This window comes from Siminovitchia sp. FSL H7-0308 (genome assembly GCF_037980985.1).
Classification (GTDB): domain Bacteria; phylum Bacillota; class Bacilli; order Bacillales; family Bacillaceae_C; genus Siminovitchia; species Siminovitchia thermophila.
Genome location: NZ_CP150282.1, coordinates 3,909,780 through 3,925,109, shown reverse-complemented (window position 1 = coordinate 3,925,109; position 15,330 = coordinate 3,909,780). Strand labels below are relative to the sequence as shown.

14 protein-coding genes are annotated in these 15,330 nt (G+C 42.9%); 9 read left to right on the top strand and 5 right to left on the bottom strand.

The window, feature by feature from the left end:
• Positions 1–6: 6 nt before the first annotated feature.
• Entirely contained in the window at positions 7–807 is an 801-nt protein-coding gene (locus MHB50_RS18305; protein WP_083717719.1) for a carbon-nitrogen hydrolase family protein, read from the bottom strand.
• 218 nt (positions 808–1,025) lie between these two features.
• Here MHB50_RS18305 and MHB50_RS18300 point away from each other — a divergent pair, with 218 nt between their 5' ends.
• The 4 genes from MHB50_RS18300 (at position 1,026) to aspA (ending at position 6,279) form a co-directional block, all read left to right on the top strand.
• Positions 1,026–2,291, top strand: a complete 1,266-nt coding sequence (locus tag MHB50_RS18300) for a sigma 54-interacting transcriptional regulator (RefSeq protein ID WP_077113831.1) — start codon at positions 1,026–1,028, stop codon at positions 2,289–2,291.
• A 14-nt stretch (positions 2,292–2,305) separates the two neighbouring features.
• A complete protein-coding gene (locus tag MHB50_RS18295) occupies positions 2,306–3,130 on the top strand; it encodes a carbon-nitrogen hydrolase family protein (protein WP_077113830.1) in 825 nt (274 codons plus the stop codon).
• 29 nt (positions 3,131–3,159) lie between these two features.
• Positions 3,160–4,500, top strand: coding sequence for an MATE family efflux transporter (locus MHB50_RS18290; protein WP_340084454.1), 1,341 nt, complete (start codon positions 3,160–3,162; stop codon positions 4,498–4,500).
• A gap of 351 nt (positions 4,501–4,851) precedes the next feature.
• Complete coding sequence (aspA, locus tag MHB50_RS18285; protein WP_340084452.1) at positions 4,852–6,279, top strand: aspartate ammonia-lyase; 1,428 nt, start codon at positions 4,852–4,854, stop codon at positions 6,277–6,279.
• A 225-nt stretch (positions 6,280–6,504) separates the two neighbouring features.
• On the opposite strand, the gene MHB50_RS18280 is transcribed toward aspA, so the two are convergent.
• On the bottom strand, positions 6,505–7,497 hold the full coding sequence (locus tag MHB50_RS18280; RefSeq protein ID WP_339165507.1) for a zinc-binding dehydrogenase: 993 nt from the start codon (positions 7,495–7,497) through the stop codon (positions 6,505–6,507).
• Between the two features lie 290 nt (positions 7,498–7,787).
• Here MHB50_RS18280 and MHB50_RS18275 point away from each other — a divergent pair, with 290 nt between their 5' ends.
• Both MHB50_RS18275 and MHB50_RS18270 read left to right on the top strand, forming a co-directional pair.
• Positions 7,788–8,045: a hypothetical protein gene (locus MHB50_RS18275; RefSeq protein WP_340084451.1), complete on the top strand. Its 258-nt coding sequence runs from the start codon at positions 7,788–7,790 to the stop codon at positions 8,043–8,045.
• Positions 8,046–8,133: 88 nt separating this feature from the next.
• Positions 8,134–8,328: a hypothetical protein gene (locus MHB50_RS18270; RefSeq protein WP_339165158.1), complete on the top strand. Its 195-nt coding sequence runs from the start codon at positions 8,134–8,136 to the stop codon at positions 8,326–8,328.
• A 29-nt stretch (positions 8,329–8,357) separates the two neighbouring features.
• On the opposite strand, the gene MHB50_RS18265 is transcribed toward MHB50_RS18270, so the two are convergent.
• Positions 8,358–9,476 carry an FAD-binding oxidoreductase gene (locus tag MHB50_RS18265; RefSeq protein ID WP_339165156.1) on the bottom strand — a complete coding sequence of 373 codons (1,119 nt, stop codon included), beginning with the start codon at positions 9,474–9,476 and terminating at the stop codon, positions 8,358–8,360.
• Between the two features lie 504 nt (positions 9,477–9,980).
• Between MHB50_RS18265 and MHB50_RS18260 the strand changes: the two genes are divergently transcribed.
• The 3 genes from MHB50_RS18260 (at position 9,981) to MHB50_RS18250 (ending at position 12,355) form a co-directional block, all read left to right on the top strand.
• Positions 9,981–10,985 (top strand): DUF3231 family protein, encoded by a 1,005-nt coding sequence (locus MHB50_RS18260; protein WP_339165155.1) that lies wholly within the window; start codon positions 9,981–9,983, stop codon positions 10,983–10,985.
• A 5-nt stretch (positions 10,986–10,990) separates the two neighbouring features.
• Entirely contained in the window at positions 10,991–11,449 is a 459-nt protein-coding gene (locus tag MHB50_RS18255; RefSeq protein ID WP_340084449.1) for a hypothetical protein, read from the top strand.
• 123 nt (positions 11,450–11,572) lie between these two features.
• Positions 11,573–12,355, top strand: a complete 783-nt coding sequence (locus tag MHB50_RS18250) for an endospore germination permease (protein ID WP_340084448.1) — start codon at positions 11,573–11,575, stop codon at positions 12,353–12,355.
• Between the two features lie 36 nt (positions 12,356–12,391).
• Here MHB50_RS18250 and MHB50_RS18245 read toward each other — a convergent pair whose 3' ends face one another.
• Both MHB50_RS18245 and MHB50_RS18240 read right to left on the bottom strand, forming a co-directional pair.
• A complete protein-coding gene (locus MHB50_RS18245) occupies positions 12,392–13,612 on the bottom strand; it encodes a Ger(x)C family spore germination protein (RefSeq protein WP_340084447.1) in 1,221 nt (406 codons plus the stop codon).
• Positions 13,602–15,221: a spore germination protein gene (locus MHB50_RS18240; RefSeq protein ID WP_340084445.1), complete on the bottom strand. Its 1,620-nt coding sequence runs from the start codon at positions 15,219–15,221 to the stop codon at positions 13,602–13,604. Before MHB50_RS18240 ends, MHB50_RS18245 begins: the two co-directional genes overlap by 11 nt.
• Positions 15,222–15,330 lie beyond the last annotated feature (109 nt).

The following is a 15,330-nucleotide window of genomic DNA, read 5'->3' as shown; positions in this document are numbered from 1 at the left end:
TCCCTGTTATACGAATTGTTCTTTAGATGATGCTAGATAAAGATCTTGTCTCCGTTTGGAAATATAACCCAGTTTTGGATCAAGAGTTGTTAGTAGCGGCAAATCCGCTGTTTTTACTCCTTCTTCCTTTTCCATGCTTAGCAAGGCGATTCCCTGAGTGTCAATGACCATGCTGTCCCCGCAAAACTTTAATGATCCTTCTTCACCGAGGCGGTTGCAAATCACGACGGGTATTTCATTTTCCATCGCGCGGCTTTTGGCATAAATGTGATGGTGTCTTTCATACGGTTCCATGTTCGCGTTCGTGATAGCGATCAACTCCGCCCCTTTGATTTTTAATGTTCTCGCCAGTTCCGGAAACTCCACGTCAAAACAAATCATGATACCAATTTTTCCAAGTGATGTAGGAAATACATGAATGTCGGTGCCGGGTGTGAAAAACTCTTTTTCCCGGTCAAATAAATGGGTTTTTCTATAGACTCCTCGTAATTCGCCTTGATCGTCAATCAAGGCGGAGGAGATATAGTAAAAACCGTTATCAATCTCTGCAAAACCGACTACAGTATAAATAGAGAATGTTTTGCACAACTCTTTCACTTTGGTTAAGCTTGGGCCGTTTTTTGTTTCGGCCAAATATGGAACTTGATGACCAATCGCATAGCCGGTCAAAAATAATTCCGGAAAAACAATCATGTTTGATTTTTGTTCCGCGGCTTGTGCAATCGCTTTCTCTAAAAGTTGCAGGTTATGGCTTTTATCCCCCAGCTTTGGGGTTAATTGGGCTAATGATACTTTGATACTTTTCAAGTTTATCCCTCCTGGCTATTACTATTGCAAATAGTGTGCCAATGAGAAAAAGTCTTGTATTTCAAGAAAGTTGTCATATAATAATAACATATTGATGAATATTTTCATCATTTTTTTATTGGAATATCCTTCTTCCTATAGAAAGCGCTTTATTCATTAGTTTTAATGATTATTTTCATTATAATGATTTTTTTCATGATGAGGAGGCGATAAGGGACATGTTACGAGAGGTGGAGAGGCAATATGCAATCATTGTTTTTGACCAATCTACTCAAATAAAAGAGGCGTATGGGGAAAAAAGTTTGATAGCAACATATTTTCCTGATTTATTTAAGAAAGGGTATTATCTAAAGGATATCAATTGGGAGCAGGTTTTTATGAAGACTCCTTCATTTGGGGGAAATAAGCTAGAGCTTCTTCCGGCAACGAATGGCCAACATTTTATGTTGCTGTTTGAATACCTCCAAGAAAATAACTTGTGGATTATGATCATGATGGGCATTGATGGTCTGAACACGCTGCAAACAAAAATATACGAAGAACACAAAACAATTGAGGATGATGAGCTTTTGTATGGCTCCAAAAAAATGCAGCGCATCATTGATATTATTTATCAGGTCGCTGGTGTAAACTCTACGATCCTGCTACTAGGAGAATCCGGGGTTGGGAAGTCAAAGCTCGCCCATATGATACATCGGATCAGCAACCGTTCAGATAAGCCGTTTATGGCCATCAATTGCGGCACAATTCCCGAATCTCTCATCGAGTCCGAATTGTTCGGCTATGAGGACGGGGCTTTTACTGGAAGCAAACGGGGAGGAAAAAAAGGGTTGTTTGAAGAATCGGATACAGGTACGGTTTTTCTTGATGAAATTGCCGAACTGCCGATGAATGTCCAAGTGAAGCTGTTGGATGTCATTCAAGAAAATAAAATTCGAAAAGTAGGAAGCACAAAAAGCCAAACAGTGGATCTGCGTATCATAGCGGCAACGAACAAAGATATTAAAGCGATGGTTGACCAGAAACTATTTCGTGAAGATTTGTATTATCGTCTGAATGTTGTTCCGCTCGCCATCCCGCCTTTGCGAGAGAGAAAGGAAGAAATTCCATCGCTTGTAAACCACTTTGTGAAAAAATGCAACCAAAAGTATGGGCTGAATGTCTCTTTGTCTGCGGAAATGATATCCAGATTGCAATATTATCAGTGGCCGGGGAATATCAGGGAGCTTGAAAATGTAGTAGAAAGAATTGTCGTTACCAATTCCGATGAATGGCTTCCTGGTGAAAGCCATTCCGTCCCCTCTGAGCGGAGTATAGAAGTAAAAGAGTTGATCCCGCTTAAAGAAGCAAAGCAGTTGTTGGAAAGAGATCTGATTTCAAGGGCTTATAAAAAATATAAAACGACTTATAAGGCGGCCGAAGCTTTGGGGGTGGACCAATCCACGGTCGCCAAAAAAATTAAAATGTACAATATTCATAAATAGAAGGGGGCCGCGTGATGGCAGTCATGCGCTTAGCGCTTGCGCAATTAAGAAGTCATTTATATGACAAGAAAACAAATCTTTACAGAATTGCCCAAACTGTTGCTGAAGCAGCCGGGAAACAAGAAGCGGACTATGTGCTATTTCCCGAACTGTACTTGACAGGTTATACTTTAAATGAAAATGTAACGGACCTGGCAGAGCCGATTGAAGGCGAGAGTGTAAATTATATGCGAGAAATAGCCAGTCAACATTCAACGGGAATGATCGTCGGTCTTCCAGAAAAGGAAGACGACCATATATATAATACTGCCATCGTCATTGATAAAAATGGAGATATCATTGGCAAGTATAGAAAAACCCATCTTTTTGATTTCGAGAAACAATGGTTTTCTCCTGGTGATTCTTGTCCGGTGTTTGACACGCCCTTCGGCAGAATAGCTGTCATGATTACCTATGATATGGAGTTTCCCGAAACATCCCGCATTTTTGCCCAAAAAGGAGCGCGCCTTATTTTGGTGCTGGCTGCAAATATGGTGCCGTATCAGACATACCAAAGCGTCTTTTTGCGGGCGCGAGCCATGGAAAACCATGTATTTGTTGCGTTGGCGAATAAGGTTGGATTGGAAAACGACCATATCTTTTTTGGAGAGAGCGAGGTAATCCATCCAACGGGAAAAACCATTTACCAGTCATATAATAACGAATTGATTTCCACGGTGGACATTGACTTTGCCCAAACAAACACGGCGAAGGGGCTGCTTGATTATATTAATAATCGCAGGGTAGACTTATATCGTTCAGAAGGTTTGGTAAACGGAGTTATCAAAGAACAAATATAAATATCGTTTGGGAAGGAATGAAATCCTTCGTGAGGCAACATGATTTTACAACCGGGCCGATTGGAAAGCAGCTGCTCGTTTTCTCGCTTCCGATTTTATTGACGAATCTGCTTCAAGTTTCCTATCAATTTATTGATAGTTTATGGGTGGGAAATTTGTTGGGGGCGGATGCGCTCGGTGCGGTGGCGCTTTCTAGCACGGTTATTTTTACGGTACTGTCCTTTATCATTGGTGTCAATCATGCAACGTTAACGATACTTTCCCAATTAAAAGGGAAAGATGATGAGCAAAGGCTTCGCATGTTTGTAAATGCCTTTGTTGTCATTCTTGGCGGGTTATCCTTGCTTCTCGGTATGGTGGGGTTCGTGTTTGCGAAAAACATTCTACTGTTTTTAGGAACTCCGGATGCAATGCTGGAACAGGCGGCAAGCTATTTGCGAATTAACTTTCTCGGGATTCTTTTTTTGTTCGGCTATAATTTTATTGGCACAGTTTTTCGGGCGCTGGGAAACAGTAAGACGCCACTTCGATTTGTCATGATGGCGGTTATTCTCAATACGATTCTTGATCCTTTGTTCATATATGTTTTTCAGTGGGGGATTGAAGGGGCGGCGTTGGCTACAATCATTGCGCAGGGCTCCGCTTTTTCCTATGGTTTGTTCATAAGTATTTCTCGAAAAATGATTCCGTTTTCCAGACCGGCGCTTCCGGAAAAAGAAGAAGCTTTGCTCATTTTGCGGCAGGGCATTCCTGCTGGACTGCAGATGACCGTCATCTCTGCCGGCATGGCTGCCATTATGAGTGTTGTCACCCGATTCGGCGGGGATGTTGTGGCCGGATTTGGTGTTGCCCAACGGCTTGACAGCATCATCATGCTTCCCGCACACGCGCTCGGTACTGCTGTCAATAGCATGGCCGGCCAAAATATTGCGGTGAACAAGTGGGATCGGGTTAGGAAAATAACCATTTACGCCACATTTTTGAACTTGGGTGCGATGCTCGTGGCCGCCTTGCTCATATTTATTTTTGCCCGCTGGGGAATCAGGATGTTCATTCAGGATGCGGGAGCGGTTGCATTTGGCACCGAGTATGTGAAAATCGTCGCTTTTTTCTACCCTTTTCTTGGATTTAATTTTGTCTGGAACGGCGTTGTCCGGGCTTCGGGCGCGATGTTTCAAGTACTCGTCCTGAACATCATTTCTTTTTGGTTGCTGCGTTATCCACTCACATTTTTATTCGCCCAATTTTTTGCGGAAAAAGGGATCGGCTATGGCATAGGCACGAGTTTTGTCATCAGCAGTATGCTGGCATTCGGCTACTATAAGTACGGAAAATGGCGGGAACGGGAACTTTTTAAAACAAAAACATAATATCGTCAAAATTTTTTAGAACGAAATGGAAAAAATATTTGGCTCATATTATCTAAAAGCCCATAGTAAAATGGGGTAGGAAGTTCGGGTAAGTGGGCGGTCTTCTTGCTGAACTTCCGCTAAACCCGAAGTAGGGATAAGAAAACGCTCGGACGTGACACTGCAGTCTTCTGATTGAACTTTCGTCAAGCTAGCTCAATTTATATTATTTTTATTTATTTCTGGCAGTTTCTATTTCCAAAAAGATATTTACGTTGTAAGATAGGACTATCAAATCATTTTTTAGCCCGGATCAAATTGTGATCCGGGTAGCGTTTTATATTGGAATATGTAATTTGGAGGACAGTAAAAATGGGAACTACGGTAACAGAGGTGAGAATTGAGTCGGATTTTCTCGGCTCAAAAGAAGTCCCCGCCGCTGCTTATTACGGAATTCAAACGATGAGAGCGGTGGAGAACTTTCCAATCACTGGAAACAAGCTGCATCCAGAATTAATCAGGGCACTCGCCATTGTCAAAAAGGCTTCCGCACTTGCGAATATGGAAGTAGAGTTGCTTGCTTTTTCATTGGGAGAAGCGATTGTGCAAGCCGCCGAAGAAATTATTGACGGAAAGCTCCATGACCAATTTATTGTTGATCCGATTCAAGGCGGTGCTGGCACGTCGATGAACATGAACGCCAATGAAGTGATCGCCAACCGCGCACTTGAAATATTGGGGAAAAAGCGGGGGGAATACTCCGTCATCAGCCCCAATTCACATGTTAATATGTCCCAATCAACGAATGACTCGGTTCCGACCGCCATACATGTTGCCGTGTTGCGTGTATTGGACGAATTATTGTGCACAATGGAGGAGATGCGGGACGTTTTTGTCAACAAGCAAAAAGAGTTCGACCACATGATCAAAATGGGAAGAACACATTTACAGGATGCGGTTCCCATTCGCCTTGGCCAGGAATTTGGCGCATACAGCCGTGTCATCGAAAGAGACATAAAAAGAATCAAGAATACACGTGAGAACCTGTTTGTAGTCAATTTGGGCGCAACCGCTGTTGGAACCGGTTTAAATGCTGATCCGCGCTATATTGAATTGGCTGTCAGTCATTTGCGCGACATTTCCGGGTTGCCGCTCGTTGCCGCCGACGATTTGGTGGATGCGACCCAAAATACGGATGCTTATACAGAAGTATCTGCCGCATTAAAAATATGCATGATTAATATGTCCAAAATCGCGAACGACCTACGAATGATGACGTCCGGACCGCTTACCGGCCTTGCAGAAATCCGTTTGCCGGCACGACAGCCCGGATCGTCCATCATGCCTGGGAAAGTAAACCCCGTTATGGCCGAACTCATCAACCAAATTGCCTTCCAAGTAATCGGAAATGACCAAACGGTGGGCCTTGCGTCGGAAGCGGGGCAATTTGAATTAAACGTAATGGGACCGGTCCTTGTGTACAACTTGCTTGAATCCATCACTGTCATGACGAATGGATTCAAAGTGTTTACAGAATTATGTGTCTCCGGCATTGAAGCAAATGAAGAAAGAATGAAAAACTATGTTGAATCGAGTATCGGTATCATTACTGCTGTTAATCCGCATATCGGGTATGAAGCGGCGGCGGCCATTGCCAAAGAAGCGTTACAATCGGGCCGATCCGTCAGGGAGCTTTGCCTTGAGTTGGGTGTTTTGACAGAAAGCGAATTAGATCAAATCCTTGATCCTTATGAAATGACGAACCCGGGCATAGCAGGAGCGTCTTTATTAAGGAAATAATGAAACAACCCGGACCGGCTTGGGTATCGGTTCGGGTTGTTTTCTTTTGGAATGATCAAGCTTTGGCACTCACACTGCCCATTATAAATATTGCCTGGTGTCGGCTTTTTTCAAAGGAAGGAACGTCCAAAAAGGATATATCCCTTAAAAGGTAAAGTAGAAAATGGTGATACCGCAACATTTGTAAAAGAGTAGGAGAGGGAGCGCCCAAAGCTTGGCACTTTCTTAATCTATCAAAAAGCCAATCTTGCCGAATTGTTCGGCGTCTGCCAACCGCTGAAAGGCTTCTTCATATTTGCTTAACGGAAAGATTTGGTCAATGACTGGTTTAATGCGATGCTTTTCAATGAAGTTGAGCATTTCTTGAAATTCCTCTGCGCTTCCCATCGTGGATCCGAGCAAATTGAATTGGCCGTAGAAGAAGTTTCGGAGATCCAATTTCACCTCGTCGCCCGCCGATGCGCCAAACGTCACAATTGTACCGCCGGGACGAAGTTGGGCGATCGATTTGTTGAATGTGGCAGCTCCGACAGATTCAATGACTAGGTCCACCTTTTCCCCTTCCAATGCTTCGTTCCAATCGTCATTGCTGTCAATGGCTTTGTCGGCTCCAAGATCGATGGCCTGTCTGCGTTTTTCTTCGGACCGTGATGTGACATACACGGTGGCGCCCACTGCTTTGGCAAATTGTAAAATAAATGTAATAACGCCGCTCCCTACTCCGGGAAGGAGTATTGTTGTTTCCGGTGTAACTTTTCCTCTCGTAAAAAGGGCGCGATAAGCGGTAAGAGCTGCCAATGACAGTACACCAGCCTCTTCCCAAATTAAGAATTCTGGCTTCGGTACGGCGTTTTCCGCCGGAATCACTATGTATTCGGCAAAAGTTCCATGGAATGGAAGTCCCACAATTTCAAAACCTTGGGGCGGTGCATCACTCGTCTTTTTCCAACCCAACCCCGGATTGATGATGACCTCTTCTCCCACTTCAACATTGGTAACGCCTTCACCAACTGCATCGACAATGCCAGCCCCATCAGACCCGATGATAAGTGGCGGATCAGTCGGTTTGTGGCGCTGAAGCACAAACAGGTCGCGGTGATTCATCCCTGCTGTTTTTAATTTAACTTTCACTTCGCCGGCGCCCGGTTGCACTTCTTCCATATCACGGAGCAAAAGGCCATTCATTCCCGATTTTCCTTCATGAACAATCGCTTTCAACATCATCCCTCCGTTAGTAAAATAATTCTTTCGATTTATCTTCTATTCTATCATACGGAACATTTGCGTATGTTTCTAGTACTATTTAATGATGCCAAAAGCCTATCGCGTTTTTGATCATGTTTTAGAAAGAAAAATCATTTGTTGAAAAAGTGAATATGTACATGTTGCAACCTTAAGTGCAACTCGTGCCCAATGGCTTAGCGCTAAATCAGATTTCTTTATGTTGACGGGTTTTACCAAAGGGAGAACAGCCGAGGATAAAACGAAGGGGGAGGACCATTAAAATAGTGTCATGTTTAAAATCATGTACAGAAAGTGGAGCATGTATTGGGCTGGAAAATCAATTGGCATCAAAAATGGCTCATGAAAAAAATACCAATCCTCGTGTGTATTGGATTATTCTCTTAGACATCAACTTCAAAAATGACTTGAAGCAGTGGAATACAAACGGTTTAAATATCATTGGCATCCCGGACCATCTCACATTCTATTTTATGGTCACCGCTTCAAAGCGAACTGTTATGGCAATGAAAAAAGAAGCATAGAGCGTTCACGATCTTAGTGAAAAAAATGAAACAAACTCTCTTGTTCAACCGTATGTTATATTGAAGAAGAGGGGAGGCCGATATTACTATGGCGGATCAAGAGAATACCAATGTGCAACTGATTAACGAAATAAAAGCATTAAACGCGAAGATAGAAAAATTGGAAAAAGATATAGAGGATATTAAATATTTTACACCGAAACCGGTTCTCACACCACAAGTCATTTCCCAGGTTGGCGGCTTTATATTGGGCGCGATTATATTGATTGGAATATTCTGGTAAACGGAGGGGGAGGGAGTGCCCCTTTGATCTTATTGTTGAATCGCCCCTGCAATATGATAGAGTTCCAAGTCAACGCCGGGCTGTTGTCCCAGTGCTATTTTGGCGAGGACGGAGCCTAATAATGGTCCGGCGGTAAGCCCGGTTGCGCCAAGTCCGTTTCCGACCAAAACATTGCCATAACCCGGAAGCGGCCCGATGACAGGGAGAGAGCCGGGTGTATATGGCCGGAATCCGACCCTCGTTTCAAGAATGGTGCTGTCAGCAAGTCCGGGCGCGATATCAAGCGCTTTGTGTAAAATTTCATGCATCCCTCCGGCGGTCACACGAACATCAAAATGAGTAAAATTCTCGTACGTTGCTCCCGCCACTATTCTTCCATTTTCAAACGGGACAATATATTGGTTTCCGGGCGGGATAATGACCGGCCATTCATCCGTTTTTTCATGGAGGAGCTTCATATGGATGATTTGGGCTTTCAAATCTTTGACCCGAAACTCGATCCCGAGCGTTCTTAGAAGTTCTTTTGCCCAGGCCCCCGCTGTCACAATATATGTATCCGCTCTAAATAAATCCTCCTCTGTTTTTACCCCGTCAAGCCGATCGTCATTCAGCATAAATGCGGCATCGCCAAAAATGATACGCGCGCCATGTCTTTCAGCTGCTCGCAGTAGCGCATCACGGAGTTTTCGGCCGTTCACGCGCGCGGCACCACTTGCATAAACCGCCCCGTATCCTTCAGAAAGCGGCGGAAACAACTTTTGCGCTTCCGCTGGACCAAGAACTTGAATGTCACCGATTTCAGGTGCATCTACCCGCCTTTTTAAGGCGACTTTTTCAATTTCCACCAGCGTTTTGTGTTCGGGGCGCACACTGATGGCTCCCACGCGGGCATAGCCGGTGTCCGTTTCGCCTTCCTTTTCAAGGCTGGAAATGAGGCTTGGGTAAAAGGCGGCGCCTCCTTTGGCTAGTGAATACCATGCCTTGTTGCGCCGTTGGGACAGCCAAGGACAAACGATGCCGGCAGCCGCATCTGTCGCCTGTCCTTTATCCCTGCGGTCGATCACTGTCACGTCCGCTCCTTTTTTGGCTAAATGGTATGCAGTGGAAGCTCCGAGTATTCCGGCGCCAATTACGATTATTCTCTCCATTGTTTCCCTCCTTTTTATGAATCATATTTTTTATCTATGTGTATACGCCCAGTGAATGTCCGTCCCACCTTTCTCTCCTCCGAGCCCCCGTTTACTCTTCGTCGATCAACGGCATCAGCATCAACATCAAGCTGTTCTTTTCCAAATGGCAGTTTAGGTCATGCCCATTTTTCGCCGATTTTGGCGCTCAGTTCAATGTGACAGATCTCTTCGTAAGCAAGCCTCCCAGTGGCTCCGCTTCACTTTTCCAAATGTGATTCACACAATGGCCTCGTTATATAAATTAACATACATAAAATTGTAATGCCAAAAAGCGGTAATTAGTGCTGCCAATTCTTTTGGAAGATCATCATTTCCATCACAGTGAATGCTGTTTAACCTTCAACGTCAGAATAATCGCTTTCATTTGTCAAGAAGTGAAAGATCGCTCCATCTTTATAGACATAAGATTTTTCATATAGGAAATACTATCCTTTGTCAGATGAAAATGGAGGTTAAATTCTAATGACGAGTCATGATCACATTCAATTAACAGCTAGTGAGTTGTCTGTTTTTTTTATGTCGTACTTGAAAGATACGTTAGTGGTTTGTGTTACTTCTTATTTTTTGGAGCATATAGAAGATCCAGATGTAAGAGTTTGTGTTGCATACGCCTTGGAGTTATCTGAAAAGCGGGTTGAGACCGCCAGAGCTTTTTATAAAGCAGAAGGAATCCACATTCCGGTAGGATTTACAGAGCATGACGTCAATGTGAAGGCTCCGCGTATTTATAATGATGTCATGATCCTTCAATATGTCACCAACTTGGGCATAATGGGAATGGGTTCATACAGTCTTGCAGTCGCACAATCAGCGCGGCAGGATATACGCCAGCATTTTACCTCTAGTCTGAATTCTTCTGCTGATTTGTTTAATCGTTCAGCAAATGTACTGCAGGAAAAAGGCGTGTTCATTCGTTCGCCCTTTATTCCGTATCCAACATTAACTGAATTCGTTGAAAAACGGCATTTTTTGGCTGGCTGGATGGGAGACCAAAGACCTTTAACAAGTACAGAGATTTCTTTTTTATATTTGAATTTGTTCCGTAATACCCTTGGAGGGGCTCTATTGACAGGTTTTGCACAAATTGCCCAGACGAAAGAAGTGCGCAAATTCATGACTAGAGGATCTGAAATCGCCAAGCACCATAGTGCTGTTTTTGGTAAGTTTTTATCCGAAAGCAACATATTAACACCTGTTTCACTGGGATTAAATGTGACTGAGTCTACAGACCACGTATTTTCTGACAAACTGCTGATGTTTCATACAAATGCGTTAAACAATCACGGAATGAGCTTTTATGGGCAAAGCTTGGCAGGAAGCCCCCGGAAAGATATAGCGACTGCCTATAGCCGTTTAATGGTTGAAGTCGGAGAATATGTGATGGATGGGACACAGATCATGATTGACAATGGATGGTTTGAAAAGCCGCCTTCCGCTCCAGATCGAAAAGAGTTGTCGAAAGGTTAAAAGTTGTGAGAGCGAAAGAAGCGTTATTTTGGAGCATTGCCTTCCCCGGTTTCGGACAATTTTTAAACGGCAAATATGTAAAAGGAATTGTACTGCTTTTGCTGGAGCTTTTAGTGAACATCATGGCCAATTTTAATGTGGTCATTATTTCCAGTTTCCATGGTGATATTCATAAAGCGGTCAGTGAAGCAAATTTTCAGTGGCTCATGTTTTATCCTTGTATATATTTTTTTGCGATGTGGGACGCTTACAAAGATGCCGGGGGAGGAAAAGAACCTTATTCCTTTCTTCCTTTTGCGATCACCGCCTACTTTGTCACTTTGGGTATTGTTTTTTCAGCAAAGATAAAATTGTTTGGCGTCTTGCTGGGCCCCCTTTGGTTGCCCATGTTGGGCGTTATCCCGGGGATCGCTGTAGGACTTGCATTGAAAAAAGTGATCATCAAACGTTCGGCATTTGAATGAACGGCAATATGGATTCTTCTCACTGAAACGAAAGCGGATTGTAATAGCTCAAAAGTGGATATAATTTTTCAAATTCGCGAGTAACTGGAGAAAGAGGCAAGGGTACTTAGGGATTTCGGTGAAATGCTTGCCATCTTGGGCTATTCCAACACACCTATTGCGGTCAATCAAGCATTATTATTGTTAGTTGTTATTTATACGATCAAAAAAGGAATCGAAGTGTTGGCGAGAACAGGAGAAATATTTTTCATTTTTATTTATTTACTGGCTATTATCGGCTTTATTTTAATCGTTTTATCAGGACTGATCAATTTCGATAAATTAAGGCCGGTTCTTGAGCATGGCATCATCCCCGTTGTAAAAATGGCCATGACCCAAAATATCTATTTTCCTTTTGGTGAAATGGTCGCTTTTTGTATGATCTTTCCTTATTTGAAACATCCGAGTAAGTTAAAAGCGACGGCTATATTCGCCATCGGATTAAGCGGGATTAATCTGGCGATAAGTACAGTCGTCAATATAAGTGTGCTGGGGGCAGCGTATATTTCGCGGACTCAATTCCCTCTGCTCGTTACGGTTCAAGCCATTGAATTGGCGCAATTTTTGGAGCGCCTGGATATTTTTTTTATGCTGGCCATGATTATTCTTGGATTTTTCAAAATAAGTATTTTCTTTTATGTAGTCGTGATTGGTACAGCCGACTTGTTTCATCTAAAAGAGCCTTCCCGTCTTGCTTTTCCCATCGGGTACGTTGTTTTGATATTTTCAATTGTGATTGCAAGTAACATGTCCGAGCATTTTGAAGAAGGGTTGGAAATGATCCCGGTTTATCTGCATCTTCCTTTTCAGGTGATCATTCCTTTTATACTGCTTGTGATCGCAATTTTTAAAAACAGGAAAGGATAGGCGGCAGAAATTAAACTGGAATCATTTCGATAGACATTATTCCTCATTGCTTTTCATTTGCAATATAAAAGGATTATTCCTTAAACCAGATCTAATGATCGATGCATCCACTTTTACGTTTACCTTTAAAGTCGGGAAATGTTTGTCATTCCAGTCATGTTCAAGTTTCTTCCATTTTTTTGGATATGATCGGTAGATTTTTTCCCCGAAGCCAAAAACGTCTGTTTGTTCCGACTGTATGCGCTTAATGGAGTGCTGTATCAGATTCTTAATGTCCTTTTCTACCTTGTTTTCTATTTCTGTCCGTACATGCAGATCTTTTATGTTAATGGGAACAGTGACTTCTCCTACGTCTCCCTGTGCGCTAATTTTAATGGATATCACAGGCTTTCCATTCTCCATCTCAGCATTCACTTTTGTGTTTGCCCTAAGTAGTTGATAGGCAATCGCGTTCTTTTCGTTTTCCCAATCAACAGAGATATTCGTTTGCTTGATTTTATCCAAGATCCATACGAGGCCTCTTGCTTCCTGATCATATTGCCAACTCACCAGTCTTCCACCTTTAAAAACAGCTACTCCCACAGCCTTGAGAACTGTATCGGGATCAATCATTTGGATATTCTCATCCTTTTTTCCTGCTTCTATATTCCCTGTGATTTTAAAACCCGGTATAACTGGTTCTTTTCCTTCAGTCGTCAAGGATTCAATTAATTCCTGGACATTCAACGAAAAAGTGTCGCCCCAATTTTCTCCCGAAAATTCCAGTGTCTTAGTCAGTTTATTTGCCGGCACTTTATCAAGAGGAGTGGTTACTTTTAATAGTTCTGCTGCTGTTGAACGGTGGGCAATGACAACCTTTGATGTTTTGCGAAATTCAATATCCCTATCCAATGCTTCCAATATATTGGAAATGTCCTTTTCCCTAGCCAGCTTTTCCCCTATCACCACCAAGTTGGCATGGGAGTAAAAGATGACTCTGGAAACTTTGTTTGACACACGCCTGCTCAATTCCACCATATTTTTTCCCGTTGCAGTATACGTTACAACAGAGGAGCCTTTTGTGGCTCCTCCTTGAAGTGTTCCTGGTACACCGGTGGGATTCACGATCTGAAATGTCCCGACATATAAACCGTTTTCGTTTATATCAATACCAATTGCGGAAACAATGGCCATGTCTGTCAATTCCCTTTGGTTCCAACAACCTGAAAGAAGCACATAGATCACAAGATACAGGCAAATCATCCCTCTAGTTTTCATCTGTGTCACCTTTTTTCTTTTTCCGTGTGATGATTCCCCGGCCGAGGGGAGGCTTTGGCTTGTCCATGTCTTCTGAATATACATTTTCACCTTGCTTCATAATCAAGTTTGCCTTTTCTCTTGTTTTCCATAGTGGTGCGCGAACGAGTGTATCGCCTCCAACATTGTCAGGAGATATTGGAGCCAGGGGTGTCATATAAGGAACTCCAAACGATCTTAAAGCGCATAAATGTACCGCAAGCAAAATCACGCCTAAGATCACTCCGTATAGTCCGAATACGGCGGCAGAGAACATAAATAAGAACCGAATTAATCTTGCTGAAATCGCCATGGTAAACGATGGGGTTGCAAAATTGGCGATCGCAGTAATAGATACAATAATGACCATCGCCGGGGAAACAATGCCTGCCTGAACAGCTGCCTGTCCTATCACAAGCGCTCCGACAATTGAAATGGCAGATCCTACCGCTCTGGGCATCCGAATTCCTGCTTCTCGTAAAATTTCAAATGTAATTTCCATGATGAGCGCTTCGACGAATGCCGGAAAAGGAACGTTTTCCCGCTGTGCCGCAATAATAATCACAAGCTGTGTCGGTATCATTTCCTGGTGAAAAGTAGTGCTTGCAATATATACTGAAGGCGCAATAATGGATATAAAAAAAGTCAATATCCTCAAAAAGCGGAGAGCTGTTATAATATCAAAGCGTGCGTAATAATCTTCAACCGATTGAAAAAACTGGATAAAGACGGCGGGAGCCAAAAGAACATAGGGTGTACCATCCACAAAGATGGCAATTCTTCCTTCCAGAATATTACCTGCGACTGCATCAGGCCTTTCCGTATGATACAGGGTTGGAAAGGTAGTAAATGCTTGGTCTTCAATCAATTGTTCAATATATCCGGATTCAAGTATGCTTTCTATATCAATTTTTTTTAATCGCTGACGGACTTCAGCAACGATTTTCTCATTGGCATTGCCATTTAAATACATGATTGCTACGTTTGTTTTTGTCTTTTTGCCTATTTTCATTGATTCAACCCATAAATCCGGGTTTCTGATCCGGCGTCTGACAAGGGAGATATTCGTTTGGATCGACTCAGTAAAACCATCCCTCGGCCCGCGAACGGAGACTTGACTTTCCGGCTCCTGAATCGACCGTGTTTCTCCGCCTGCTGTATTGGCAATGATAGCCTGATCTGTTCCATCAAGAAGAATGATTGTGTTGCCATCCATTAAAGCAAGGAAAAGTTCTTCTTGCGTGTTCACCGTTTTAATGCTTCCGATTGCTATCCCTTCATCTGTCAGCGATTGAATTAAATGCTGGGAAGAATCATGTTCAGGAAAGGACTTTCTCATGATTGATTCAACAATCTTCTCATTGATTGCCTTTGTATCAACAAGTCCTTCAATAAAGATAATCGCCAGACATTTGGGAGATCCTTCACCTATTTTCAAAGTCCGTATCGAAATATCATAACTGTTTCCTGTTCTTTGTTTAACCAGTTCCAGGTTGGCTGACAATGATGTGGAGATGGCTTTCTTCTCTTTGACTGCCTCACGGTGTATGCTGTTTTGTTTTTTCTTTAGTCGTTTGAAGAATGAGGACATAATGAGAATTACCTTCCAGTGTTTTTATTCCTTTTTTGTCCATATCGCTCCGGTTGTATACTTTGGGTAAATGTTTCGAGAACTCGCTTAAATGTCGATTGCGCATGGA

Coding starts and splice junctions, on each gene's coding strand:
- MHB50_RS18260 (WP_339165155.1), top strand. CDS start 9,981: ATGACGAGTCATGATCACATTCAATTAACAGCTAGTGAGTTGTCTGTT.
- MHB50_RS18240 (WP_340084445.1), bottom strand. CDS start 15,221: ATGTCCTCATTCTTCAAACGACTAAAGAAAAAACAAAACAGCATACAC.
- MHB50_RS18245 (WP_340084447.1), bottom strand. CDS start 13,612: ATGAAAACTAGAGGGATGATTTGCCTGTATCTTGTGATCTATGTGCTT.
- MHB50_RS18265 (WP_339165156.1), bottom strand. CDS start 9,476: ATGGAGAGAATAATCGTAATTGGCGCCGGAATACTCGGAGCTTCCACT.
- aspA (WP_340084452.1), top strand. CDS start 4,852: ATGGGAACTACGGTAACAGAGGTGAGAATTGAGTCGGATTTTCTCGGC.
- MHB50_RS18300 (WP_077113831.1), top strand. CDS start 1,026: ATGTTACGAGAGGTGGAGAGGCAATATGCAATCATTGTTTTTGACCAA.
- MHB50_RS18250 (WP_340084448.1), top strand. CDS start 11,573: ATGCTTGCCATCTTGGGCTATTCCAACACACCTATTGCGGTCAATCAA.
- MHB50_RS18295 (WP_077113830.1), top strand. CDS start 2,306: ATGGCAGTCATGCGCTTAGCGCTTGCGCAATTAAGAAGTCATTTATAT.
- MHB50_RS18270 (WP_339165158.1), top strand. CDS start 8,134: ATGGCGGATCAAGAGAATACCAATGTGCAACTGATTAACGAAATAAAA.